The sequence below is a fragment of the Chitinophaga flava genome (assembly GCF_003308995.1).
Lineage (GTDB): Bacteria > Bacteroidota > Bacteroidia > Chitinophagales > Chitinophagaceae > Chitinophaga > Chitinophaga flava.
Genome location: NZ_QFFJ01000002.1, coordinates 3,914,916 through 3,940,854 on the forward strand (window position 1 = coordinate 3,914,916; position 25,939 = coordinate 3,940,854).

Genomic DNA, 25,939 nt, shown 5'->3' on the forward strand with positions numbered 1-25,939 from the left:
TACTATGTCACAGCCAACAATATTACACTATGCTGCCGGCCATACCTTTGAAAAAGTGCATTTTTATTCCCCTTTGCTTATTACTATTGTCACCCTCTACCAGGGCTCAGCAAAGCGGAATAGATAGCCTGCAGCAGACCCTTAACGCTCACACACAGAAAGACACCATCAGGGTAGACCTGCTGAACCAACTGTCACGCCTATACTTTACCAAGGATGCTGTCATAGCAGCCCGCTTCGGAGAGGAAGCCCGCAATCTCAGTGGCGAACTGGGATATACCAAAGGGAAAATCTGGGCCAACCGCAACCTCGCACTGGTAGAGAATACCAAAGGGAACCTCGACAAACAGCTGGAATACACCCTGGCCGCGCTGAAACTGGCAGAAACACAGGGAGATATCCGCACCCTGGGCATCCTCAACAATGACATCGGTAATATTTTCACCGAACAAAACAGTCCCCGCGATGCATTGGTCTATCTCCGGAAATCCTTACAGTTAAAAGAACAACTCAACGAAACCCCGGAGATCAGTAAAACCCTGAATAACATTGGCTCCGCTTATATTGCCCTGAAAAAAACAGATTCTGCCCTCATCTATCTATATCAATCCGAAAAGCTCAAAAAAGCACTGCACGATGAGCGCGGGCTGGCCTATACCTACGAAAATATGGGTATTGTAGCGATGCTGGAAGAACATTATGATGTGGCTTTGCAGTACCACCTGCTGTCTGCCCAATACTACAAGGCTACCGACAACCAGCCCGGGCTTACCAAAGCCAGTCTTAATCTCGCTGAAGTACAAACGCAGCTAGGCGATCTGAAGAGTGCAGAGAAAAATCTGGACGCTGCCAGGGCTCTCAACGAGAAACTGGGCAATGTCAAAAATGAAATGATCTATTATAAGATCCGCTTCAAGCTCGACTCCGCCCGCAATGACTATGCCTCTGCCCTGCGGCATTACAAAGCCTTCAGCGAACGTAACATCGATTACTTCAACCTGGAGAAAAGCCGGCAGATTACCCGTTCGCAGATGAAATATGAAACGGAGAAAAAACAACGGGAGAACAGTATGCTGAAAAAGGAACAGCAGCTGCATCTCGCTACCATACAGCAACAGCGGGTACTCGTACTCTCCGGAGCCGCCCTCTTCCTCGCATTGCTGCTGATCACCGTAATGGTATACCGCCTGTACAAACATCAGCAGGAACTATACCGGCAGCTGAACAGCAAAAACCAGGAAGTGTCCCTGCAAAATCATATTATCCTCGAACAAAATGCCACACTGGAAAACCTCAACCAGGTAAAGGACAAAATATTTTCCGTGATCTCTCACGACCTTCGCTCTCCACTGGCTATTCTGGAAGGATTACTTTTTCTGTTGAAAGATGAAAAGATGGATGCCCAGCAGTTCCGTTTTTATACCGATGAGCTGTGGAGAGATGTAAAAAATACGGCCTACATGATGGATAATATGTTGCAATGGGCCAGCAATCAGATGAAAGGCATCAGTGTAAAATCAGATGACTTCGACCTCACCCTTCTGCTCAACCAGGAGTTTGAATTACTGCAGACATTAGCGCGGCAGAAAGATGTGAAACTGTCGCATGAACTGAAGAGTGCCATCCTCGTTTATGCAGATCCTGATATGATACGCCTCGTGTTGCGCAACCTGATCAATAATGCCATCAAATTCACTCCCGGCGGCGGGGAGATCATTATCTCCTCAAAGTTCGAAAACGGCGAGGCGGAAGTGACCATCAGAGACAATGGCACCGGTATTCCGGCAGATGACCAGCACCGTATTTTCTCCAATATATATTATTCCACTACCGGTACCCGCAATGAGAAAGGTTGCGGACTGGGGTTACACCTCTCCAAGGATTTTGTGGAGCGCAACCATGGCCGCATCTGGTTTACCAGTGTACATGGAGAAGGCAGCTGCTTTTATTTTACCGTTCCCCTGTCAGACGAGCAGGATATTAACGCCCGCGGCTATACGGTAGTATTACAAGACAATCCTGTAAGCGGCATGAGTGTGCTGAGAAGATAGTTACGCCAGTTTGAATGCCGTACCGTGTTTGATCTCCGTCATTACAAAGGAGCTGTGCACTTGTGCAATGTTTTCGATGGCCGCCAGTTTGTTGGTCAGGAAATGCTGATAGCTGCGCATATCATCCACCACCACTTTGAGCAGGTAGTCGAAAGTACCGGCCACGTGGTAACATTCCATCACTTCTTCCATCTGGCTGATGGCCGCTTCAAACTTTTTCAGTAGTAGCTGTGAATGCAGCTGCAGCGATACGTTGCAGAAAGCGACGAGGGTTTTACCTATTTTATCAGCATGCAGCAGGGTGACATAATCTTTGATGACCCCCATTTTTTCTATCTTCTTCAACCTTTCATAGGTAGGTGTAACGCTAAGGCCTATACGATGTGCGATCTCTTTCGTATTGAGGCGGGCGTTTTGTTGCAATACTTCCAGTATGCGGCGGTCTGTTTTATCGAGTGTTTCCATGGCAGACGATTTTATCTGAAAAAGAGGCTACATGGCTCCCTTTACAGTCAAATTAAACTATATCTACACCAAAACTAGTATATATTTTCTAATATTGACATAATGCCGGTTCAATTCAATTGCATTTACATAGCTTCGCAGCATCATACACCTGTAATTGACCGATTTATGAAAGATTACCCGTTATCTGTTGCCGACGCAGCTACGCTGGATAGTCTGTTGACCGAAGTGAGGACGCACACACACCATTTCCTGGGATATCCTGTATCCAAAGACTTTGATTATAGTCCGCTATACCCTTTTTTGCAGTATCCGCTCAATAACCTGGGGGATCCATTCGTAGACTCCACGTATACTGTAGGCTCCAGGGAGATGGAGCGCCATGTCGTGGAATTTTTTGCGCGGCTGTTCCGTGCGCCCGCAAATGACTGGTGGGGATATGTGACCAATGGTGGTTCTGAAGGTAATCTGTATGGGCTGTACCTGGCCCGTGAGCTGTATCCCAAAGCCATGGTTTATTATTCTGAGGCTACGCATTACAGTGTACAGAAGAACCTGCATCTGCTGAATATGCCCAGCATTATGATCCGTACGCTGCCGAACGGAGAAATTGATTATGATGACCTGCAGCAGACAATGAGCATGAACCGCCACATGCCTGTGATCATGCTGGCGAATATTGGTACTACGATGACAGAAGCGCGGGATGATATCGGGCGGATTAAGGGCATTTTAAAAGATCTTGCCATCAGGCATCACTATATTCATGCTGACGGTGCTCTTTCGGGCAGTTATTGTGCCTTTTTAGACCCAAGGCCGGCCTTTGACTTTGCCGACGGAGCAGACAGCATCGCCATCAGCGGGCACAAATTTATAGGCTCCCCTATCCCTTGTGGCGTAGTAGTAGCCAAAAAATCTTACCGTGACAGGATAGCCCGCTCCGTTGCCTATATCGGCAGTGTGGACACTACCATCACAGGTTCAAGGAACGGCCACAGTCCGTTGTTTCTATGGTATGCCCTCAAAAGCCTCGGTATTGCCGGCCTGCAGGAAAGGGCCCGGCATAGCTTGTCCGTAGCAGCCTATGCAGTTGAACGTTTCAGAGAAAACGGCATTGACGCATGGCGTAACCCTCACTCCATTACGGTGGTATTTCCGGACCCTCCCGGGAATATCCGCCGGAAGTGGCAGCTGGCTTCAGAAAACGGCTGGTCACATATTATCTGCATGCCTAATGTGGAGACTACACAGATCGACCAGCTGCTGGCAGAAATGACTGCCGCCGCTGTCATGGTCTAGCTTCTGCCACCTTCCGCAATAGCAATGATTTCTGTATTGAGCGCCCGTTTTATCAGGCGCTCTTTTTCTTTGTCGGACGGTACCAGCAGTTGTATTTTGAACTGTACAAAGTCTTTTCTGATCTCCAGGGTTTTGAGAGAGAAACTATCTTCCCGGTAATAGCGTTGATAGGCCGAGATCGACTTACGCAGCCTGGATTCGAGCTCTTCGGGCGTAAATTTGTGCTTATGATCCAGCTCAAATTCAAGTGAGAGTTTTTTAATGTTCTGTTTGGATTGATTAATAACGATGGTGGTAAACACGACCGAATTGGGGATGATTACAATCTCGTCATCATCGTTCTGCAGCACCACGTTGATCAGGGTGATATCCATGATTCTGCCGCGGTACTCCCCGATTCTAACCTGATCTCCCAGTGATAGCTGATCAGAAAACATCACGATCAGCCCGTTGATCATATTGGAGATGTAATCTTTTGTTAATAATGCAATGGCCGCTGCCACGATGCTGATACCGGTGATCAGTTGTACCAGATCTTTCCCAAAAAAGATGGGGACAGCCAACAGAAAAAAAGCGGTGTTCATCACCGAAGTGATGCGATTGATACCGAGGATAAAATTGTCTTTTTCCAGAGGTTTGATACGATGGCGGCGGGTATACCAGTAAAGGATCACCAGCCATGCCATGGAGATCACGAGGTTAGCGCCCAGAAAGAACGTCAGGGCTTCGGCAATTTTATATAACCATGGCAACCCTTCGAAGAAAGCCGGATGTTCGACGTTGAAATAAATGAGGCCGGAGTAGATCAATAATTTTATAAAGAAGATGACCCGCTCACGGCGGTTGATATATTTATAGGTTTTATCGGTTACCATCATAGTTTCCCACGCGCTTTCCGGCAAAAGTACAAAAGGACACCGGTTTAAAAAAAGTGTAAACAGCAGCCATGGCTGTATTACTTCATTTTATCCAGTATTTCTGTCCAGATAATGCGTGCAATTTGTTCGCTTTCTACGATACGCAGGTTGCCTTCCGGCGTATCCGTGTGGTCAATCATGAAGGTCTGGGTATGGGGTTGATAATCGTCCAACATGTGTACATCAGGGATCACTTCATAAATGGTCTCGAAAGCCACCCTGTTGATACTGATGGTCAGCCCGTATGGTTTTCCATTAATCATCACCGTTATACTATGACGTTCCATACAAACTGGTTTTGATCCATAATAAAAGCAACAAGGCTTATGCCATATAAAAAGACCGGTGCCGTACGGTTACCGGTCTTTTTTGTATATAATGGAAGGATAAAATGACCACCTATCAGGCAGTAGCCATTGCACGGCGTCTGGTTGTTTTCTTATGCATGGCTGCCCTTTTTTTCGGGGTTGTTTTTCTTGCGGTTGCTTTTTTCTTCATCATTGTTTTTGCAGTGGTTGCTCTTTTGGCAGTTGCCTTTTTGGCAGTTACCCGTTTAGTGGTTGTTTTTTTAGCTGCGGCCTTTTTAGGGGCAGCTTTTTTAGTTGCCATTTTTGGGGTAGACATTTTGGAAGAAGTTATCTTCCGTGTAGTTGTTTTTTTTGCGGCTGTTTTTTTTGCGGTTGATTTTTTAGCGGCAACCATTTTAGTAGTTCCTGTTTTGCTGCTTGTTTTTTTAGGGACTTTTGCGCCTTCTTTTCTGGCTTCAGACAAACCAATTGCAATTGCCTGTTTAGGGTTAGTTACTTTTTTAGCACTACGGCCACTTTTAAGTTTGCCTTTGTGCATCTCACGCATGGATTTTTCCACTTTCTCCTGAGACTTACTGGAATACTTTGCCATGATCTGAAGATTTAAATGGGTTAAAAAAAGAAGTAACAGGTGTAAACGAAACAAATTACAAGCCAGCTGCCAACTGGCAAAAGAGGGTCCATATCTGGGGAAACGAGGCTGAAACTGTGTTAAAAATTCTATGTATTGTGGAATGAATTGCCCCATCAGACGAATACAATGAAACTCAATACCCTTTATACAAAGCGATTCGACCGGTGGCATGTATATTGATCATTTTTCTGGCAACATTGTTCACTACACTATAAAACCAGGATTATGGAACACATAAGGTATCAACAATTCGCGCCAGGCGCCGAAAACCAGGAGAAGACCCAAGGGGACAAACCTAAACATAGTAAAAGAGGTTTTGCATCCATGGACCCTGAACAACAACGGGCCATTTCAAGAGAAGGCGGAAGAGCCGCGCATCAACAAGGCGTAGCACACAAGTTCACATCTGAAGAAGCCCGCGCTGCAGGCAAAAAAGGCGGTGAAGCTGTAAGCCGCAACCGCGAACACATGGCGGCCATCGGAAGAAAGGGTGGTACTAACCGTGGTAAAAAGAAGAATAATGCTACCCCTGAAGAAAATAACCTGTAGAATTTGATGGATGACGAAAGGTGAATTGATATCTCAGCTAAAATTCGCAGTTCGTCATCCGCAATTCGTCATAATTCTTCTTATATTTAGCATAACGATCAAATTCAAGGTTATGCTAGTACTGGCCAAGTTCCTGATAGCTTTTGTAATGCTGGAACATCTCTACATAATGTGGTTCGAAATGTTTGCCTGGACCACAAAAGGGCCTAAAGTATTCAAAAAATTTCCCAAAGCATTATTCCCGGCCACAAAACCACTTGCTGCCAACCAGGGGCTTTATAATGGCTTTCTGGCTGCCGGCCTATGTTGGTCCTTGCTCATCACCGACCCGGAATGGGCCCGGCATACTGCTGTCTTTTTCCTGGGCTGCATCATTGTAGCCGGGATCTATGGAACCCTGACAGCAGACAAAAAAATCTTCTTTGTACAGGCTCTGCCTGCCCTGATAACCCTGATATTACTTCACCTTTCATAAAATCACCTCCCATGATCGATGAAGCAGATATCAGGATAGGCAACTATGTGTCTTACTTCGACTATAATATGGAGGAATCCGTATTTGTGGTGGAAGGGATACTCAACGGGTATATCTATAACTCCGGCCTCCCCCGCAGCAAGATCGCCTGCGAAAAGGCCAACCCCGTCATGCTGGACCTGTACCAGCTCATTAAATTCGACTTTATCCGTGGCGCACCCGAAGAAGGAGAAGATGAAAACATCTACTCCCTTAAATACAACCGGCTTCACAGCCTGCATATACGTCACGAAAACGGCTGCTTCCAGCCGGTAACAGAAGCTCCTGGCGGATTCGTTCCCTACGGGCGTCCCCTCGTGCATGTACATCAGCTGCAAAACCTGTTTCATGCCCTCAGCAGAGATGAACTTACCCTTTAGTTTCCGGCACAAAAACAGCCAGAGAACGGGGAATAATTTCTGCCGTCACTTCATGCACCTTGCCAATATACTCTCCATCAATCTGGAGCTCCGCCCGCTTGCGGGTATAGATGTACACCTTCCTCGCCCGGATAATCTCTGTCTTATGCGGGTTAAAAGGACGACGAATAAATAACATCTTCAGTCCTTCCAGCAATGACAACCGCTTTATCAGCACCACTTCAAAAATACCATCCCCCAGATCACTATATGGATTGATACAAGCCCCTGTACCATATTTTCCGGCATTGGCCAGCACGATCATAAAAGCGTCCCTCGCCACACGGTCTTTCCCGTTATCTATCTGTACCGCAAACCGCTGCCGGTACCACAATGCCTTAAACGCCACCCGTGCATATCCCAGTTTACCCCGCACACCAGACTTCTCGAAATACTTCACCAGCAAGGCATTTAAACCAATATCACTCAGATGGATGGAAATTTCCGCACCATTGATATTCACCACATCGATCAACTGCACCTTTGCGTTCAACACCAGTTCCAGCGCAGCTACCCACGATTCGGGAATACAAAGGTCTTTCGCCATTCCATTAGCCGATCCTGCCGGCAGAATACCCAATGGAATACCGGTATGCAACAGGCAGGAAGCCACCATCTTCACCGTACCATCTCCGCCTACAGCTACAACCCCTGTCCAACCACCTGCTCCCACCAGTTCTCTCAACCTTTTACCATCAGCCATCGGACGCCCTGTCAACAACAGCATCTCCGCCTCTGCTTCAGGCCTGCGCTCAAAAAAACGTTGGACTACTTCTTGCGGAGCTACCTTTTTGGCTACTCCTGAAGCAGGATTGATCACAAATAATAATCTTAACTTCTTTTGTATTTCCATACAGGCCCATTAAGTTGTAGCTGATATGTACTCATCCGGGAAACACAAATATAACGCCGCAAAAAAAAGCCTTTCTCAAAGGCTGTGGAACAGTATCGGCATCAGCACGACTACGGTAGTAAAGGTTTACAGGGGTTACGGATACGATGGACAATTACAGCTCTTCGGGCATGTACTGACCCGCAGTCCTGCACCGGAAGCCCGTTCCCGTGGCAATGTATGGCTGCATATCTGGTCGTTGCTGCGGTTGTTTATGGTACACCCCCAACCTAATGCTGCTGTACAACTGGAATGGCAGGGCAAAACCATCTCTGCCCGTACCGCAGATGATGGCTTCTTTCATTTTCAGTGGCAGCCCGAATATCCTACCACTGCCGGCTGGCATCCGGTAACGGTCACCCACATCCAACAAAATGCTGTTATCGCAACCGGGTACGGGGAACTGTATATTCCACATCGTACACAGTACGGCTGCATATCCGACATAGACGATACCTTTCTTATCTCCCATTCCAGTCATCTCTATAAAAAACTCTATGTACTACTCACCCATAATGCCAGCAGCAGAAAACCTTTTGAAGGAGTAGTACACCATTATCAGCTCCTGAGCCACGGACACACTACCCCGGCCTTCCCCAATCCCTTCTTTTATGTGAGCAGCAGTGAATGGAACCTGTATGGTTATATCCGCGAATTTGCTGATGCATGGCAATTACCACAAGGTGTGTATCTGCTCAACCAGCTGAAACGTTTCACCCAACTGGTCAATACCGGACGGGGAAAACACAATACCAAATTCACCCGTATTGCGCGTATACTGGAGAGTTACCCCCACATACCCTTTGTGCTGCTGGGCGATGATACCCAGCAGGATCCCTATATCTACGAAGCAATAGCCCGCCATTTTCCGCAGCGGATACTCTGTGTATATCTCCGGCATGTCAGCCATAAAAACAAAGCAGCTGTACAAGTGGTAGTCAGTAACCTGCAAACACTAGGTATCGCCTGCTGTTACTTTCAGCACAGCGCAGAAGCCATCGCACATTCCCGACAGGCAGGTCTTATTCCTCCGCTGTTGCCTTCTTCGTAACAACGGTTGCTGAAAAATGCGCTGTCACCGGAATGTTACGGATAGTGTATTGCGAGGCTGGTAAATACTCCTCCACCATCGGCAAAGAAGGTGCATAATGATAACTTCCGCCCGGACGCAAGGCCTGAAGGATTTCCATGTATTTATGGGCATAACGCGCGCAATCAGGACTGTTGCGGTGATGATGATGCAGGAAATGATTTGAGAAAGATAAATTGGAAACAATGGTATCCCAGTAACCGGGCGACAGAGAAAAATCCAGCCAGTCGCCTACTTGCAGGAATGCTGCCGGAGTAGCAATAAAACGATCTACTCCGTAAGCCTCAATACCCTGGCTACGCAGGTATTTTACCAGATATGCCTGTGGACCACAACCGATGTCCAGCAAAGGCCCTTTAATACCACTGGTGTTTAGTTGCAATACCTCCAGTTGCAGCACAGCTTCATATTCCGCACATACTACAGGCTCCAGCTGTCTTCCTGCAACAGCAAAGGTCTTTTCAGTAAAAGGATTCGAAGTTCTCAGCCATTCGCGCAACCGTGCACTATGTCTGGCTGACAGTATAGTTTCATCTACCCTGCGGTCTTTTACAGCGCCAATGATATCCTCCACCAGCCTGGCATACACCTGTTGTAATGAATCGGTATGTGTTGTTGAAATATCTAGATATTGGTTAGTATGACAGAAGGCCTTCCTCGCCTGCATGGTGAGGTAGCTGACTATCTCCCGGCTTTTGTGCGTATCCTCCAGGGCCAGTATTTCCTCCGGGCAGTCTGTCAGCAGCTCGCGGGTAAAGCGAGTCCAGGGCAATACAGCAGCAGATCCCTGGTAATAAAGATTACGATGGGCATGTTGATGATACTGGGAGTCGATGCTTTGCAATATTCGTGGAGAGATCATCTTACAAAGATAAGCGGAAAAACAGGCATTTCGACTGGCTTTAAATGTTATAGCGGGATGACAGCCAACAGGCCGCGCATCCCGCTATAATGATGTAAGAGTAAGTATACATTTGCTGGGTTTATATAACCCTCATGCATACACGATTTTATCAATGTCTGCTGTGCAACAATTTGTCTACTACCTGATGGAAAGAGCCGGCATTAGTCACTTCTCCGTCGTTCACAAAAAAGATCTCGTCTGCATTTTCGATCGTATTAAGGCGATGCGCGATGATCACACGGGTAGTGCTGACAGGCAGTTTTTCCAGGATCTCTCCCAGTAGCTTTTCTGTCACCGTATCGATGTTGGCAGTGGCTTCATCGAGTATCAGCAGGTCTGGCTTACGCAGCACAGCCCTCATAAAAGCAATCAGCTGTTTTTGTCCCAGACTCACACCTTCTCCTGTTGATTGCACGGGAGTTTCCAGACCCTGCTCAAATATCGCGAGCAACTTCTCCAGATTGGCTGCCCTGATCACTTCTTCCAGCTGAGCGTTGGAATAATTTTCATATTCCTGGTTGCCATACAGGATATTGTCCCGTACGGTACCGGTGAACAGGAACGGGTCCTGTAAAATAAACCCGATTCTGCGCGTACGTTCTTCGGGGCTATAGGCCCTGATATCCTTCCCATCCAGCAGCACCTTGCCTTTTACAGGATCATACAAACGCGCGATCAATGATGCTGTGGTTGTTTTACCACCGCCAGTGGGGCCTACCAGCGCATATGTTTTACCTTTCTCCAGGCTGAAGTTGATATTATGCAGTATTTCACGGCCTTCCGGATAACCGAAGTGTACCTGTTTCAGTTCCAGTAAAGGCGCACCTGACTGCCGGGTATGGTCTTCAATGGTGATCATATTGTTTTCCAGGTCCAGTATTTCCGAGATACGCTCCCATCCTGCCATAGCCGTCTGGAAGTTGGCCCACAGGGCCGCCAGTTGGCGCAATGGGCTATAGAAATAGTTGGCATACGCCAGATAACTCACCAGTAGCCCGATGGTGAATTGGCCGGCAGCGATCAGATAAATGCCATATGCCAGCACCATAAGCTGCGCTATACTCGACAACAAGGTGTAGAAGGGCAGGAAAATATTGTTGGCAATACCTACCGCAGCAGCTGTTTTGAAATTCTTTTTGTTGGCCTCGTTAAAGCGGTCCATAAAATAATCCCGGCGCCCGAAAGCCACGATTACTTTAAAGTTACTCAGGCTTTCCTGTATCTCAGCGCTCAGTCCGCCCACTGTTTTCAGGTTCTGCGCATTTTTCTTTTTCACCCAGGGAGATAGTAAGCGTGTAAAGACGAGGATGATCAGCGCTGGTAACAAGGACACCAGTCCCAGTTTTATATTCAATATCAACAGGAATATACCGGCTCCGGTCATGGTGATGATACTTCCTACAAACTGCATCAGAGACTGGGAAAAGAACTGATTGAGTTTATCGGTATCGTTGTTGACGCGTGAGATCAGATCACCTGCTTTGTTCTGGTTAAAGAAAGCTACAGGCAGATGCTGCAATTTATGAAAGATGGTATTACGCAGGGAATACAGGGTGCGCTGCCCTACAGTGCCCATCAGTTTTGTTTGCAGGAAACTGATACCAAAAGCAGCGAGGTATATAGCTAAGAGGATACCAGAATATACCAGTACACCATGATATTGTTTGTGCATTACATAAGTATCAATGGCGTAGGCTGTCAGCAATGGGCCCAGCAAGCTAAGGCCGGAGTTGCCGATAGTAGCCAGCAATGCCAGCGCCAGTCTCTTTTTTTCATGAGAGATCAGCTTCAGCAGGCTTTTAAAGGCGGCATAGTTAGACAGTCCTTTTCCCTGAACGGGTTTGCTAAGATTGTAATTCATAGTTGCTGGTGCTTTGCTGAGAGTTAAAAATTTGTACGTAATCAGGACTGCTTTCCATCAGTTCTTCGTGGGTGCCGGCAGCGATCATTTCGCCCTGCATCAGCAGAATAATTTTATCGTAATGGGTTACTGCACCTATCTTCTGGGTTACAGACACCAGTGTCAGGTCAGGATAATTACGGTGTACGTTGGCCAGTATTTTCCGTTCGGTATGTGTGTCTACCCTTGCGGTGAAGTCATCCAGCAATAGTATTTTAGGATTGAGAGCCAGTGCACGGGCCAGCATGAGACGTTGTTTCTGTCCGCCGGAAAGACTGACACCTCTTTCAGATACAATAGTACTGAGTTTTTCAGGCAGCATATCCGTAAACTCCTTTACTTCAGCTGTGGTGATAGCCTTCTCCAGGGAGGCGTCTGTTACCACATCACTGAAAGCTATGTTTTCCCGCACGCTCATATTGAAGATCACACTATCCTGAAATACAAAGCCGACCTGCTGGTGAAATGATTCACTTTCGTAGGCGGCAATGTCTTCTCCGTCTATCAGTATTTTGCCTTCTCCCGGCTTCGTCAGCCGCATCAGCAGGTAAAGCAGCTGCGTTTTACCGGCGGCAGTAGGCCCTATGATAGCGATTTTGGAACCGGCTTTTACTTCAAAGGAGATATCTTTCAGCACCGGCTTTTCTCCATAAGACAAAGAGACATGCTCACAAACAATATTACCTTCGAGCTTTTTCTCCATTGTACCTGTTTCCAGCATATCCGGAGAAGCCAGCACCCCTCCTATGCGCTGGTAGGAAGCGGAGGCCTGGGCAATTACATTACTCATAAAGCCGATCACCAGGATGGGAAATATCAGGATAGTCAGGTAGCTGCCAAATGCGGCAAAGTCTCCCATGCTCATACTTCCGTTGATTACAAAATGTCCTCCCAGTGCCAGGATGGCGAGACTGGTAAGATTGGCCGTCAGGTTGATCACCGGTACGAGCCCGGCAAACAGCCGAAGGATGGAGAGTCCAAATCCCAGTGCTTTACCGTTGGCGTCGAGGAATTTTTCGTACTCCCGCTGCTGTGAGTTGACCACCTGCACCAACGCTGCGCCCAGGATACTTTCGTTGAGCACTTTGTTCAGCCGGTCCATGACTTCGCGGCTTTGGAGAAACAGGGTGCGTACCTTTTTCAGTACGGCATAAAATGTAAAGCCCATAACCGGGATGGCAGCAATTACTACCAGTGCCAGTTTCCAGTTGATCGTAAGCAGGAGGATGCTGGCACCGATGATAATAAATACAGACGATACCAGTGACACGATTGCCTGAGACACAAACAGTTTAATGGAGTCTACATCGGCGGTAAGGTTTGTCAGTAACCGGGATGGATTGGCTTGTTCCATCCAGGCATAACTCTGACGGGAGATCTTTTCGGCTATCTGGGTACGCAGATTTTTAGCGACCAGTTCGGAAGCATAAGTCTGGATAATATTCTGCAGATAGGTAAAGATAAAGATGAACAAAGCAGCCAGGCTGAATTTCAGTATCAGCGGCTGATATTCAAAGGAGCCATGGGAAAAGTCATCGATGGCATGCCCGATGATTTTGGGCAGCCATAAATTAAGGCTGTTGCCGATGAGGGCAAATAAAATCAGCAAGGCTATCATTCCTTTGTAAGGGCGCAACAAACCAAAAATACCTGATGGTTTCTTTCCACTTCCGGAGGGTTGTTTCATTTTGCAGTGGTTAATGTACGATAAGCAAGATCATACAAACTTAAAAATTTAAAATTAAAGCTGTAAACACCAGGTAGACGATTTCCACTTTAAAATATTGTAACGGTATAAAATAAATTTTTCACCGGTGGAATTTATGATCCGGCACAGGGCTAAAAAGCGCTACCGGAAACGCTTCTGTACCTGACAGTACCAGCCGGCCGTTTTGCTGGGTGAGTATTTCGCCGGTAAATACATTTTTCCATTTCAGCGGGGAATTGGCTGGCATGGGCAAAGGGGCCAGGTCATGTTTGCTACCGGCATGTGCGGCGGGCAACAGCGGGGCCACCACTATGCACCAATCCTGCCGGTATTTGCGTGCATAGGCGATCTGGCTGTTTCTGTCCCCGCTGCTAAGGGGTATATATTCCCCATGGATAAACATAGCGGGATGTGCATTTCTGAACTGTAAAGCTTTCCAGATCAGGTATAATTTCTCTCTTCCTACAGCGGCTTTGGTACCGGTATGTTCCCGGGGCCAGTTATGGCCATGTGTATCTCCCTCCTGCCAGGCGGCCAGCAGCTTACGGCGCAGGGTATAGTTCACACTATGACGGCCGTCGCCGTTCCCTGCACTGAAGTCCCACAGTTCACACCCCTGATAAATATCTGGCACACCAGGCGCTGTAATTTTAATCAGTGTCTGGGCCAGTGAAAACACATGTGCATGTATTTCCAGTTTTTCGGTGAGTGTGCGCATACTGTCCATGAAAGCGCTGTTTGGGTCCAGTATCTGTTCGATAAACTGCAGGCCGGCCAGTTCATAGGCCGTGTCCGGCATTAGCCAGCTGCTGTGGACTTTAGCCTCCCTCACCGCTTTCAGGAAAGCAGCAGCGATATGTGCAGTAAATCCGTGACCTGTTTCACCCGAAACAGGCAAACCAGCGAGGACAGCCTGATAGATAAAATACTCATCGTTGAGATCGGGTGCAGGTTTTTCATCTATCAGGGTTACCAGATCATGATTCATGGTATGCCATGACTGCACCTGCTGAATCCACAGGTCCGGGAAAATGGTGAGGGCATTGAGCCGGATGCGGGCATCTTCTCCCCAGCGGGTGTCGTGGGTGGCGGTGGTATTCAGGGAGAAAGGAGCAAGATATTGTCTAACGGCCATCCTTTCATGAAAGCCATCGAGGGTGCATTTGTTCTGTACCGGAGAGTCACCAGCCTCGTTGTGGGACAGCAGTGCATTGTATACGTAGTAGGCTGTTTCCTGCAGTCCTTCACGGCTAAGCTGGCCGGCAAACTGTGTGATTTTCTTCAGCAATGTTAATGCGGCTGTGGCCTGTTGCTGTTTTTTATCGGAATCCCACCAGGCGCGGATCAGCTCCAGTGCGGTGCCGGTGGCGGGGTTGCGCAGGATCGCATCTTCCACGGCGAGGTCGAGCACCAGTGCGTCGGCGGGAGCCAGGGGCCAGCCTTCCGGGTAAACACGGTTTGCCGGGAGACATACCATAAAATCGCCTAAAGCGGTTTTCAGTTTTGCCTTGTCTGTTTCAGGTAGCACCAGTTTCAGGCGGAACGCTTCCCTAACCAGGTTGTCCCACTCACCGTTCAATTGTTTTTCCAGTACCAGTTGTTTTTTACTGCGGGCCAGTTTGGGATATTGCGATAACTCCGGAAAATGCGCACGGTAGAAGCGTCCCAGCTTTTCCATTCCTTCTTCATCGGTAAGCAGCTGGCTGACACCTGCCAGGAAATCATAGCCGGTGCTGCCCTGTAATGCCCAACGTTCGGGCAGTGTTTCATGTCCTGCCAGTATTTTTTCTGCGATGATATAACAGTTATTGCCAAACAATTCCCTTAGACGATAGATATACTCGGCAGGATCCTGTAATCCGTCAATATGATCGATACGCAGCCCCTGGATAATACCCTCCTGATAGAGCCGGTGCAGGAAACCATGGTACTCCTCAAATACAGTTTTGTCTTCCATCCGCAGGGCAATGTGTTTATTAACACCCAGAAAACGGCGGTAGTTGATACGAAAATCCGCTTCACTACTGGCTGTAAAAGTATAGTGTTGCTGGTCGAGCAGCTCATACAGCAGATTTTCATCATTGTTTACCAGGTTTAACAATGGCATAAAAGCCTGTTTACGGGGAGGTTTGATCAGGTTCTTCATGGCCTCCCATTCCTGTAGTGGCCTTCGTTGCAACAAATTACTTTTCATTTCTGTCAGCCATTCTCTGACCGGATCAAGCCCTGGCGGTAGTATGTTGAGCAACCAGCGGTAGGTACGGGCAGACAAAGGATACAGCTGTCCGCCGGTGGTAATGCCCAGTCCCTGCCGTTCATAACTAAGCCGGATACCGCCATCGGTGATGGTTTCACGTAGTGTCTTTCTGAGAAAGGGCACCATCAGTTTTCCCTTGAGGTCAGCATCCGGATGATGCCAGTCGATATCGAAATAGTTGTAGTAAGGTGAAATAGTACCCCGTTCCAGGGCATCCATCAACCGGGTGTTGTTGCAATGGAAAGCCATATAATTGGGTATAATATCCTGAATCCAGCTCATGCCGAGGGAGCGGAGTTTTACATGCAGCTGGCGCATATGAGCCAGGGAACCGATATGATTATTGATTTCGCGGGGGTTGGTGATATCATAGCCGTACAGGCTTCCCGGTGTTGTTTCGAATACGGGAGAGGCATAAATAGTAGTGATACCCAGCTGGTGAAGATAGTCCAGTTGTTTTTCCAGATCAGTAAAGGTAAAATCCTTGCTAAACTGTATGCGGTAGGTAGCTACCGGGGTAAAGAACTCATTCCTCATGATGCGCCATTTCATATACAACAGCAGACAGGGGCTGCAGTAAAATCGTGTCATTTACAGAAACTTCATCTGCGGCCTTTATACCGGGGCCGTTCCACTCTTCATGGGCAGAGTCAAATATTTTTTTTAATGTCGCCTGGGCCGTATGATAATAAGTTTGCGTTGCCGTGTTAAAGTTCAGTAGTATCAACACCTTATCCTGCCCGCTGGTTCGTTCTATAGCCAGTAATGTCTGATCCTTGCCGGCAGGACGTACGCTAACCGATTCCTTGCTGACTGTGCGCATAGCGGGCCGGTGTTTCCGGAATGCTATCAGAAAGCGGTAACAAGCCAGTAGTGCCGCATTGCTGCGGGTACTTGTGTCCCATCCCAGTCTGCTTCGGGTAAAAGACTCTTCCAGTTGCGGATCAGGGATGGATTTATTGGTATTAAAAAAAGCGGAAAACCAGCGGCTACGGGCTTTTTTAACCTCTTCCACCAGTGCCGGATCGCTATAAGCCGTAAAAAACAAAAAAGGATTTTTCTCCCCATATTCTTCTCCCATAAACAACAGCGGGACAAAAGGAGAAAGCAGTACGGCAGAAGCAACCAGTTTAAGCGCTTCAAAAGAAACCAGGCTACCCAACCGTTCGCCCAGCATTCGGTTACCCACCTGCTCATGGTTCTGGGAAAAAACAATCATCCGCTGACAATCACCATCATCCGAAAGGAGCCCGAATTTGCGTTTGCGAAAAGATGAATACTGTCCGGTATATACAAACGCGTCCCTGAAAGCTTTTTCAAGGTGCTGGAACTGGCCGAAGTCTTCATAGTACCCTTGTTGTTCTCCCGTCAGCCAGGCATGCAGGGCATGATGAAAATCATCCGCCCACTGGGAGGTTAATCCATACCCTCCTATCTTCACCGGATTGGTATAACGGGGATCGTTCAGGTCGGTGGAGGCAATCAGCAGCTTTCGGCGGCCTGACTGCTGCTCCAGTTCGGCCGCTGCTTCAGACAACTCCCACGCAAAATGGACGGCGCTGCTATCCTGGCATTCATGCAGTGAATCGAGCCGGAGGCCGTCAATATGAAACTCATCGAGCCACATCAGTGCATTCTGTATATAATAATCACGCACAGCATCACACCAGTTGTCATCCAGATTGACAGCGGGTCCCCAGAGGGTTTTGTACTTATCTGTAAAATAAGGTCCATAATCGGGCTGGTAATTGCCTTCACCGCCGGCGTGGTTGTAAACGACGTCGAGGATGACCGCCATACCCAGATGGTGGGCGGTATTGATCAGCGCTTTAAATTCAGCGGTAGTACCGTATTTGTTGTGTAACGCGAAGGGATATACGCAATCATATCCCCAGTTGCGGTCGCCTGGGAACTGGCATACCGGCATCAGTGCTATGGCAGTGATGCCCAGTGCTTCCAGCGCAGGTAGTTTTTCCCGGGCAGCCTGAAAAGTGCCTTCCTTCGTAAAAGTACCAATATGTAGTTCGTAAATGATCAGGTCACGGGGTTCAAGGCCTTTCCAGTTGTCATCGGTAAAGGTAAACGCAGCGGGGTCTACAACGCAGGAGCCCCGGTGTACGGTACTCTCCTGATGCCGGGATGCGGGGTCCGGGCGCTGCAGATGTTCATCGAGCAGATAATAATAGTGCATACCATCGGCCACCTCCTGTACTGTAGTGCTCCAGTACCCTCCTTCTTCGGAGGTCATCGGATAAGAAACCTCTTTACTGCCCAACAGTAAAAGCGTTACACTCTTGCGGAACGGCGCCCATACCCGAAAAAAACAGTCTCCGTTTTCTTTGAGAAAAGCGCCTTGCTGTTGATAACGTGTCATCTTCTCCCGGGGTTGGTTTACGAATACTGATTCCAGCTATCCGGTCGGCAAACGTAGCCGGTACCGGACTACACCAATACAGCAGAATCTTCCGCTGTCACCAGTTTACCATGTGCAGGCTGTTTCATCTTCACCGTTTCAAATATCAGCTTTAACCCATCGCGCAGGGCGTGCAGATTGGATAGTTTAATCAGCCAATCCGCTGCACCGAGGTACTTCATTCTGGTCATATCATCCGGACAAAACTCCTTTGCATAAAATATAACCGGAACATCGGCGAGCAAGGGCAACCGCTGTAGCTGGCCGAGGTTGGTTTTTCCATCCAGAGCAGGCCGGTTGGTATGCAGGAAAATATAGTCAGGTTTCCATTGATGCATTGCTGCATAGGATAAAGCCTCCTCAGGATTATCAAAACAAATGCAGGCTTTACTTATCTGTAACAAATCGAGCGCAAGGAAAAACTGGTTACGGCTATCTTTCTGTTCATCTATCAACAAGCAAGTGATCTTTTTTCTCATTTTATCGGATAGTTTATTATTCACATGGTAAACAAAAAACGGTCTACTCCAGCAGGTCTTCAAAAGAGATGCCGGTGCAAAACTACTACTATATTCCAACGCCCCACACAGTTATTTTTTTCTGCTGTAGATAAAGTTCCCGTTTCGTAGAATAGTCACAACAGCGGCAGAGCCGGAGATCGCAGGAAAAATGGAAAAATAAAAAACCGGCCGTCATTTTTTGGTGACGCCGGTCATTGGTGGCATTAATTTTTTTGTCAGCCCATTGCACTGCTATAGATATCTTCCTGTTGGAGCGGATGATGATTATGGCCGAATATTTTCTGTTTGGTATGAACATCGTCTTCCATAACACCGGCAGATTTATCTATTAACCGTGCCCTGCTTTTTTTAACCAGATAAATGATGATCCCTGCAGCAGCTGTACCTACAATGGTGGATGCAATCAATATTTTTTTCATGGTGATGGAGTTTTAACCCTTGTAACGCGCCAAGACTTATGCCATGAAAAAGGAGGAGGCTGATTTTTATCCCAGGACTGAAGTCCTGGGCTATGATTGGGGCTTGATGTGCTGGGCTATGATTGGAACTGATGTGCTGGGTTATGATCAGAATGATATTCGATATAACACATGCGGATACAAAGGATGATCTACGGGTACCAGTGGATGACCGAATTCCTTTACTCTTTCCATGCCTATTTTTTTCATGACGTTTTCAGAACGTATATTCGTCAGCGTTGTAAATGAAAATACCTCTTTGAGATGCATTTGCTCATTGGCATAATCCAGGCAGGCCTTCGCACCTTCAGTAGCATATCCTTGCCCCCAGGCTTCTGCAATGAGCCTCCACCCTATTTCCACGCCGGGTCCAAAGTCAACTTCATAGGTAAGATGATGTAAACCGATAAAGCCGATGAAGTCACCCTCTTCTTTACGTTCCACTGCAAAAAGGCCGAAGTTGTATTTCTCCAGCTCTTCGCAGATTTCCTGGTAGAAAGCTGTTGTGTTTTCTGGTGTACGTCTGGTCATAAAAAATTCCATGACACGTTCATCCTGGTTCATCGCAATAAAAATCGGGAGGTCTGTTTCTTTCCAGCTTCGCAGCAACAGGCGCAGTGTTTCAATATAAACTTTCATACAGGAGATTTTGGGGTATATAAAGCTAATGATTACTCCTGAGTGAAGTAAATAAAAAAAGAGGTTGTTTCAGCGATGCCAAAACAACCTCTTTTGTGATGTGACCCTGTCAGGATTCAAACCTGAAACCTTCTGATCCGTAGTCAGATGCTCTATTCAATTGAGCTACAAGGCCGTTCCCGTTTGGGATTGCAAAGATAATGATTTTTATTATCCTAACAAATTATTTTTCAGCTTTTTACATCTGCTACTTTTTAACAGTATGTTTCTATTGAGTTAAAAAAAACTGCATTTTAAGATGCAGTGATTTTTAAGTAGTGACCCTGTCAGGATTCAAACCTGAAACCTTCTGATCCGTAGTCAGATGCTCTATTCAATTGAGCTACAAGGCCATTCCCGTTTTGGGATTGCAAATGTAGGATTAGTTTTTATTTAAACAAATTTTTTTTGAAATTTTTTTTTGAGACACTACCGTCAACCCCTACACGAAACTGTGATGAACATGACTATTGCTGATTTACCTGATGCATTTATCCTGATGGCATAGGCCGTCCAATTCAGCGCCAGAAGGGCTATCACATAGAAAGCTAGTATCCCTCCTCCGCTATAAAAGCGCCATCGATGGCAAACTGTCCATTACCCTGTTCAGGTGTAAGAAACTATTTTATCTGCGCCCACTTTCCTGAAAGTAAGGTTAATCCGGGCTTTCATGGGCAGAGTGGATTTAGCGATACGATGCTCCCAATACTGCTGCAGATCTCCTTTCATCAGCAGGAGCGAGCCATGCTCCAGCCGGATGGCATAACGATGGCGGTGGTTATCTTTACGACGAAAATCAAAATTCCGCTCCTCTCCTATACTGATGGATGCGATCTCTGTTTTTAAACCAGGTACTGTGTCCTTGTCTGAATGCCAGGCTACGGAATCGTTGTTATCCCTGTAATAATTGAGTAATACACCATCGAACGACATGCCGGTGTGCACCTCCACTTTTGTTTTCAGTGTCTGTAATACTTCCGGCCAAGGCAAAACAGGGCGCTGGTCTCCGCTGCGTATCGGCTCACTACCAAACCAGGCGGACAAACGCGGCGTCAGCACTTCTTTTTCGTACATCATGATTTTACTTTGCTGCCAGGGAACCGTATTTAACAGCTGTTGTAATAACTGATCACTTTCTGTCCGGTTCAGAAAAGATGGATAGTATTCCATTAAATCCTGCGGGAGCATCAGTTGTCTGTCATCATCAAATAATTTCAATTGCATGATTTCTATTTAAAATTTCTGCCTGCCGGGAAAAGCTCTGCCTGTATCATTTTCGGAGCAGGCTTCTTACCAGCAGGTGGTACTGTTTTATGGGTATTTTCTTCATTGTAAGGTGCATTCATCAGGTGTTCTTCATCTGAAGGCAGGGAAAGCTGGTTTAACAGCGCATTGCAGTTATAGCACTTTTTAATGATGACATGGGTCACATTTCCTTCCCGCTGTAACTTTCCTTCTACCATCAGTAAACGGGATGTCACAATCTCCTTACGGAAACGCTCAAAAATTTTCGCAAAAGCTACCAGATTGGCACTACCAGTTTCGTCTTCAATTGTGATAAAACAGACACCACTGGCCGTGCCGGGTCGTTGGCGTACCAGTACCAGGCCCGCTACCCGCAGTGGCGTGCCATCAGGCCACTGATCCAGCTCCCGGATGGACAGCACATTGTGTTCAAAGAGCTGCCGTCTTGCAAAACTTACCGGATGGGCTTTGAGCGACAAGGCCATGGTGGCATAGTCCTGTACCACATGTTCCGAAGGAGTCATAAGTGGTAGCTCTACCGTCGTTTCGCTGACACTCTCTGATGGCTGTCCTTCAAAAAGGGCCTGTGGCCGGTCGGCTAATGCCGATACCTCCCATAAAGCGTTGCGGCGGTCCATCGCCATAGACCGGAAAGCATCCGCATCGGCCAGTCGCTCCAACGTATTTAAAGCTACGCCTGCATCCATGATTCCATGGATATTCACGTAAGCGGTGGTACGACCAGCTATCAATCGTTCCATTTCATCCTGCGCCAGTCCTTTTACCTGCCGGAATCCCAACCTCAGCGCCCGGTACTTGCCGGCGTGTTCTTCCAGCGTATTGTCCCAATACGAATGATTCACATCTACGGGTCGTACAATGACACCATGCCGGTGTGCATCGCTCACGATCTGCGAAGGCGCATAAAACCCCATCGGCTGACTGTTTAGCAGTGCACAGGCAAAAACATCCGGGTAATAACATTTGATATAGGAAGAAACATATACCAGCAAAGCAAAGCTGGCCGCATGGCTTTCCGGGAAACCGTAAGAACCGAATCCTTCCAGCTGTTTGAAGATACGTTCCGCAAATTCCGGCTGATAACCTTTATTCACCATTCCTGTGATTAGTTTCTCACGCCATTTCGTAACCTGTCCCGGTGCCTTGAAAGTGGCCATGCTGCGACGAAGGCCGTCTGCTTCAGCAGCTGTGAATCCTGCTGCCACCATGGCGATTTCCATGGCTTGTTCCTGGAACAATGGGACACCCTTTGTACGCTCAAGAATAGCTTTTAACTCCTCAGAGGGATATTCTTCCGGCTCTTCACCGTTACGTCGACGCAAGTAGGGATGCACCATGTCTCCCTGAATGGGCCCGGGCCTTACGATGGCAACTTCAATCACCAGATCATAAAAATCACGCGGCTTTAATCTCGGCAGCATCGACATCTGCGCCCTGCTTTCAATCTGAAACACGCCAATTGTATCGGCTTCACAAATCATATCATAAACGGCAACATCATCTTCCGGAATATTCGCTAAAGTATAATGGCGGTCATAATACTGCCGGAGCAGGTCAAATGCTTTACGGACACAGGTAAGCATACCCAGCGCCAGCACATCCACCTTCAGGAATCCCAGCGCTTCTATATCATCCTTATTCCATTCAATATTGGTACGGCCTTCCATCCTGGCATTAAGAATCGGGCAAAGATCGGACAGCTGATGTTGTGTGATAACAAATCCGCCGGTATGCTGGCCCAGCTGCCGCGGAAAACCGATGAACTGTTCCGTCAGCTCCAGGGTTTTCATCAATACCGGATCTTTGGCATTAAAACCTTCACTGGACACTGTTTTCCCCTCTTCCCATTCCTGAGTAAATTCATACCCTGATTTAGCCAAATGGTCTACTGCATCCATAGACAAGCCCATGGCCTTTCCAACGTCGCGTACGGCGCCTTTCCAGTGTAGCTGGGTAACTGTAGCCACAATGCCGGCCCGGTCACGTCCATACTTTGTATAGATATACTGTATCACTTCTTCCCTGCGCTCATGTTCAAAATCGACATCTATATCGGGTGCTTCATCCCGTGCATCAGACATAAAACGGGCGAACAACAGGTTTACCTTTTCAGGATTGATGGAAGTAATACCCAGGCAGTAACATACTACGGAATTCGCCGCAGAACCACGTCCCTGGCACAAAATATCCTGACTCCTGGCAAAGCGCACCAGATCGTATACCGTTAGAAAATAAGCCGCATAATTTTTTCGGGCAATAAAGGTGAGCTCTTCCTGAATGGTTTGTTCTATTTTATCCGGAATCCCTTCCGGGAAACGTCCCCCGGCCCCTTGCCAGGTAAGGACTTCCAGTTCCTCCTGGGGTGTGCGGCCAGCGGTAGTGATTTCTTCCGGATATACATATTCCAGGCTGTCCAACGAAAACTGGCAGGCATCGGCTATTTCCTGTGCCCGTTCCAATGCCTCCGGATAACGCCTGAACAAACGCTGTATCTCCACAATCGGCTTCAGATACCGTTCCGCATTCTGATACAAGCGATAGCCGGCATTATGTATCGTACACTTCTCCCGCACGCAGGTCACTATATCCTGAAGCTCCCGTCGCTCCGGGCTATGGTAGTATACATCATTGGTAGCTACCATGCCGATACGCAATTCTTCACACAGCTGCGCAATGCGGTACAGTTTCTTTCCATCGTTTCCCCGGTATGACCAGGAAGCCGCCATATATAAGTCCGACCTGAAATAGTGCCGGTATTCCTGCGCCGCCTTCTTAAATTCTGCATCCAGTTCAAATGCTCCATCCAGTCCTGCCGGTGGTATCATTACAAATCTGATCCCTGTTGCGTACTTATATACATCTCTTTTATACAGTTCACATTTGCCTTTTTCCGTACGGAGATTACCGTTAGAAAGCAATGCTGACAAACGGCCATAAGCTGCTCTGTCTGTCGGATAAGCGAGTAATGGCGGCCCATCCTGCAAGTCGAGGCGACAGGCCGGAATGATCCGGATGCCTTTCTCTTTAGCCGCTACGTGTGCCCGTACAATACCGGCCAGTGTATTATGGTCTGTTATCGCGATTGCGCTATATCCCAGACTGGCGGCTTGCTCCACCAGTTCTTCCGGATGTGATGCTCCCCGGAGGAAACTAAAATTCGTTGTGACTTGTAATTCCGTGTAGCCCATACCGTTAGTATTTAAGCGAAGTATCCATGTATATACCATTCCGGTTTATGTTCCCCATAATGCCCGGAACGGAATAACCAGTACCTGCCCCCTTCTTCATCTTCCACCTGGTAATAATCCCGTTGCAGTCCTTTTTCAATCCACCATTCCCGTTCAATTCTTTCCGGTCCGTCAGCCTTTACTACCTTATGGATTTTGCTTTTATGAATAAACAGCATAGGAGGATAATCCGGGATAGGTACCGATACTTCAATACGAACCGGTGCCCCCAGTAAGCTGACAGGCCGCATCTGATGCTCCGGCCAGGCTACGGTAGTGGTTTCATGTACATCGGTAGCACTACGGATAGATCGTTCCGGCCAGTGGTGTTCTTCCGGCAGATATCTATGGATAGCTGATGAGCCGATACGGCTCTCCAGACGGTCCAGTAGTTTCATCACCGCATCTTTTTTGTCACCGGTATCCAGGTCCCAAAGGCGTTCCTGTTGTGTAGTAAGACCTTCTACTACCGGTGCTTCCAGCACAAACAGTTCGATGCCCAGGTCCGGTTCAATGCTTTCGATCTTCAGTTCAAAGAGCCTGAACAGGTGGGTGAGATTACGCACCGGAGTGTTGGTACCGATCTCCACACATTGTTGTTGTCCATCTGTCCGGTAGCAGGTAAGACGTGCTTTCCGGAGTCCTTTCTCTTCCTGTTGTAACCGCAGACAAATTATCTCCAGCAGCTTTTGAATAGCCACTTCAATACCATGTGCCGTTTTTATCGGCTCCATGCAGGGAAGTCGCTCCAGATAAGGCTCCGGAGGTGCTACTGGCACCAGTGTTTCTGGTATTCGCCCCAGCGCTTTACCAAGGCGGTCCAGCAGCGATTGACCGAAACGACGCCGCAACACCGATGGTGGCATGTCCATAAACAGTCCCACCTGCGTGAGACCTAATTTCCGCAAACGGTCCACCACAGGCAGTTCCAGCCGGAGTGCCTCCGGTGGTAAGGGACGTAATACTTCTGCCTGGCTACCGGATGAAAGAACGGGGTGCGTGGTTCCGTATCGGGCCACGGCCCAGGCTGCCGCCATGGTATCAGCAATAGCAGCACGCACATGGTAGCCACCGGCCTGCAGTCTGCTGACAATCTGTTCGAAATAGGCTTCTTCCCCTCCCCATAGGTGTGCACAACCGCTGATATCCAGTATCAGACCATCTGCACCGTCAATGCCTGTTATCGGCGTAAAACGATAACACCATATAGCGAGGGATCTTAATAATTTATCCTGTGAAGTGTCATCATCATAAAACAACAAGTCCGGATATACTGCTCTGGCATCTGCCAGTACTGTTCCCGGAAGCATCCCCAGTTGTCCGGCTGCTTTGCTTACAGAGCGGATGATCATTCGTCCGCGTTCCGGCGCCACCAGTACAAAAACCTGTTGCCCTAGCCCCGGATAACGCAGCGCCAGCCGGTCTGCCGCCAGATGGCGAAACCAAACAGACATGTAACGTTTCATATG

Annotated in this window: 22 protein-coding genes and 2 tRNA genes; 6 read left to right on the top strand and 18 right to left on the bottom strand. The window is 47.8% G+C overall.

The features are described 5' to 3' along the window. Positions 1-47 precede the first annotated feature (47 nt). Positions 48-2,051 (top strand): tetratricopeptide repeat-containing sensor histidine kinase, encoded by a 2,004-nt coding sequence (locus DF182_RS30745; protein WP_161964326.1) that lies wholly within the window; start codon positions 48-50, stop codon positions 2,049-2,051. Here the strand turns inward: DF182_RS30745 and DF182_RS30750 are convergent, their stop codons facing one another. Beyond that, positions 2,052-2,516 (bottom strand): Lrp/AsnC family transcriptional regulator, encoded by a 465-nt coding sequence (locus DF182_RS30750; RefSeq protein WP_113619578.1) that lies wholly within the window; start codon positions 2,514-2,516, stop codon positions 2,052-2,054. Positions 2,517-2,684: 168 nt separating this feature from the next. On the opposite strand from DF182_RS30750, the gene DF182_RS30755 reads away from it, so the two are divergent. Beyond that, positions 2,685-3,815 carry a histidine decarboxylase gene (locus DF182_RS30755; RefSeq protein WP_113619579.1) on the top strand — a complete coding sequence of 377 codons (1,131 nt, stop codon included), beginning with the start codon at positions 2,685-2,687 and terminating at the stop codon, positions 3,813-3,815. Here DF182_RS30755 and DF182_RS30760 read toward each other — a convergent pair. The 3 genes from DF182_RS30760 to DF182_RS32745 all read right to left on the bottom strand — a co-directional run bounded on the left by DF182_RS30760 (position 3,812) and on the right by DF182_RS32745 (position 5,632). After that, on the bottom strand, positions 3,812-4,693 hold the full coding sequence (locus DF182_RS30760; RefSeq protein ID WP_211327255.1) for a mechanosensitive ion channel family protein: 882 nt from the start codon (positions 4,691-4,693) through the stop codon (positions 3,812-3,814). The two genes, DF182_RS30755 and DF182_RS30760, sit on opposite strands and share 4 nt — an antisense overlap. Before the next feature lie 77 nt (positions 4,694-4,770). Next, positions 4,771-5,019 carry a hypothetical protein gene (locus tag DF182_RS30765; protein WP_113619580.1) on the bottom strand — a complete coding sequence of 83 codons (249 nt, stop codon included), beginning with the start codon at positions 5,017-5,019 and terminating at the stop codon, positions 4,771-4,773. 115 nt (positions 5,020-5,134) lie between these two features. Further along, positions 5,135-5,632 carry a DUF6496 domain-containing protein gene (locus tag DF182_RS32745; protein WP_245957620.1) on the bottom strand — a complete coding sequence of 166 codons (498 nt, stop codon included), beginning with the start codon at positions 5,630-5,632 and terminating at the stop codon, positions 5,135-5,137. Positions 5,633-5,899: 267 nt separating this feature from the next. On the opposite strand from DF182_RS32745, the gene DF182_RS30775 reads away from it, so the two are divergent. The 3 genes from DF182_RS30775 to DF182_RS30785 all read left to right on the top strand — a co-directional run bounded on the left by DF182_RS30775 (position 5,900) and on the right by DF182_RS30785 (position 7,117). Continuing rightward, entirely contained in the window at positions 5,900-6,223 is a 324-nt protein-coding gene (locus tag DF182_RS30775) for a KGG domain-containing protein (RefSeq protein WP_113619581.1), read from the top strand. A 112-nt stretch (positions 6,224-6,335) separates the two neighbouring features. Then, complete coding sequence (locus DF182_RS30780) at positions 6,336-6,698, top strand: DUF1304 domain-containing protein (protein ID WP_113619582.1); 363 nt, start codon at positions 6,336-6,338, stop codon at positions 6,696-6,698. Between the two features lie 11 nt (positions 6,699-6,709). Further along, the gene (locus DF182_RS30785; protein ID WP_113619583.1) at positions 6,710-7,117 is read left to right on the top strand and encodes a hypothetical protein; all 408 of its coding nucleotides are present in this window, start codon (positions 6,710-6,712) and stop codon (positions 7,115-7,117) included. Here DF182_RS30785 and DF182_RS30790 read toward each other — a convergent pair. Beyond that, positions 7,107-8,009 carry a diacylglycerol/lipid kinase family protein gene (locus DF182_RS30790; RefSeq protein WP_113619584.1) on the bottom strand — a complete coding sequence of 301 codons (903 nt, stop codon included), beginning with the start codon at positions 8,007-8,009 and terminating at the stop codon, positions 7,107-7,109. The genes DF182_RS30785 and DF182_RS30790 overlap by 11 nt on opposite strands. Positions 8,010-8,034: 25 nt before the next feature. Here DF182_RS30790 and DF182_RS30795 point away from each other — a divergent pair, with 25 nt between their 5' ends. Next, on the top strand, positions 8,035-9,099 hold the full coding sequence (locus tag DF182_RS30795; protein WP_113619585.1) for an App1 family protein: 1,065 nt from the start codon (positions 8,035-8,037) through the stop codon (positions 9,097-9,099). Here DF182_RS30795 and DF182_RS30800 read toward each other — a convergent pair. The 13 genes from DF182_RS30800 to DF182_RS30860 all read right to left on the bottom strand — a co-directional run bounded on the left by DF182_RS30800 (position 9,071) and on the right by DF182_RS30860 (position 25,936). Beyond that, positions 9,071-10,000, bottom strand: coding sequence for a class I SAM-dependent methyltransferase (locus DF182_RS30800; protein WP_113619586.1), 930 nt, complete (start codon positions 9,998-10,000; stop codon positions 9,071-9,073). The genes DF182_RS30795 and DF182_RS30800 overlap by 29 nt on opposite strands. A gap of 151 nt (positions 10,001-10,151) precedes the next feature. Further along, positions 10,152-11,903: an ABC transporter ATP-binding protein gene (locus DF182_RS30805; RefSeq protein ID WP_113619587.1), complete on the bottom strand. Its 1,752-nt coding sequence runs from the start codon at positions 11,901-11,903 to the stop codon at positions 10,152-10,154. Beyond that, positions 11,887-13,629, bottom strand: a complete 1,743-nt coding sequence (locus DF182_RS30810; RefSeq protein ID WP_113619588.1) for an ABC transporter ATP-binding protein — start codon at positions 13,627-13,629, stop codon at positions 11,887-11,889. The genes DF182_RS30805 and DF182_RS30810 overlap by 17 nt, the downstream gene beginning before the upstream one ends. A 121-nt stretch (positions 13,630-13,750) precedes the next feature. Beyond that, complete coding sequence (gene treY, locus DF182_RS30815) at positions 13,751-16,444, bottom strand: malto-oligosyltrehalose synthase (RefSeq protein WP_161964327.1); 2,694 nt, start codon at positions 16,442-16,444, stop codon at positions 13,751-13,753. Then, on the bottom strand, positions 16,434-18,281 hold the full coding sequence (gene treZ / locus DF182_RS30820; RefSeq protein ID WP_113619590.1) for a malto-oligosyltrehalose trehalohydrolase: 1,848 nt from the start codon (positions 18,279-18,281) through the stop codon (positions 16,434-16,436). The genes treY and treZ overlap by 11 nt, the downstream gene beginning before the upstream one ends. Before the next feature lie 68 nt (positions 18,282-18,349). Next, a complete protein-coding gene (locus DF182_RS30825) occupies positions 18,350-18,799 on the bottom strand; it encodes a response regulator (RefSeq protein ID WP_113619591.1) in 450 nt (149 codons plus the stop codon). 257 nt (positions 18,800-19,056) lie between these two features. Then, positions 19,057-19,260, bottom strand: coding sequence for a hypothetical protein (locus DF182_RS30830; protein ID WP_113619592.1), 204 nt, complete (start codon positions 19,258-19,260; stop codon positions 19,057-19,059). A gap of 147 nt (positions 19,261-19,407) precedes the next feature. After that, a complete protein-coding gene (locus tag DF182_RS30835; RefSeq protein WP_113619593.1) occupies positions 19,408-19,938 on the bottom strand; it encodes a GNAT family N-acetyltransferase in 531 nt (176 codons plus the stop codon). A 101-nt stretch (positions 19,939-20,039) separates the two neighbouring features. After that, a tRNA-Arg gene (locus DF182_RS30840) sits at positions 20,040-20,113 on the bottom strand. 143 nt (positions 20,114-20,256) lie between these two features. Beyond that, a tRNA-Arg gene (locus DF182_RS30845) sits at positions 20,257-20,330 on the bottom strand. A 253-nt stretch (positions 20,331-20,583) separates the two neighbouring features. Then, positions 20,584-21,201: an alpha-ketoglutarate-dependent dioxygenase AlkB family protein gene (locus DF182_RS30850; RefSeq protein ID WP_113619594.1), complete on the bottom strand. Its 618-nt coding sequence runs from the start codon at positions 21,199-21,201 to the stop codon at positions 20,584-20,586. 5 nt (positions 21,202-21,206) lie between these two features. After that, positions 21,207-24,431, bottom strand: coding sequence for an error-prone DNA polymerase (locus DF182_RS30855; RefSeq protein WP_113619789.1), 3,225 nt, complete (start codon positions 24,429-24,431; stop codon positions 21,207-21,209). 11 nt (positions 24,432-24,442) lie between these two features. Continuing rightward, positions 24,443-25,936, bottom strand: coding sequence for a Y-family DNA polymerase (locus DF182_RS30860; RefSeq protein WP_113619790.1), 1,494 nt, complete (start codon positions 25,934-25,936; stop codon positions 24,443-24,445). Positions 25,937-25,939 lie beyond the last annotated feature (3 nt).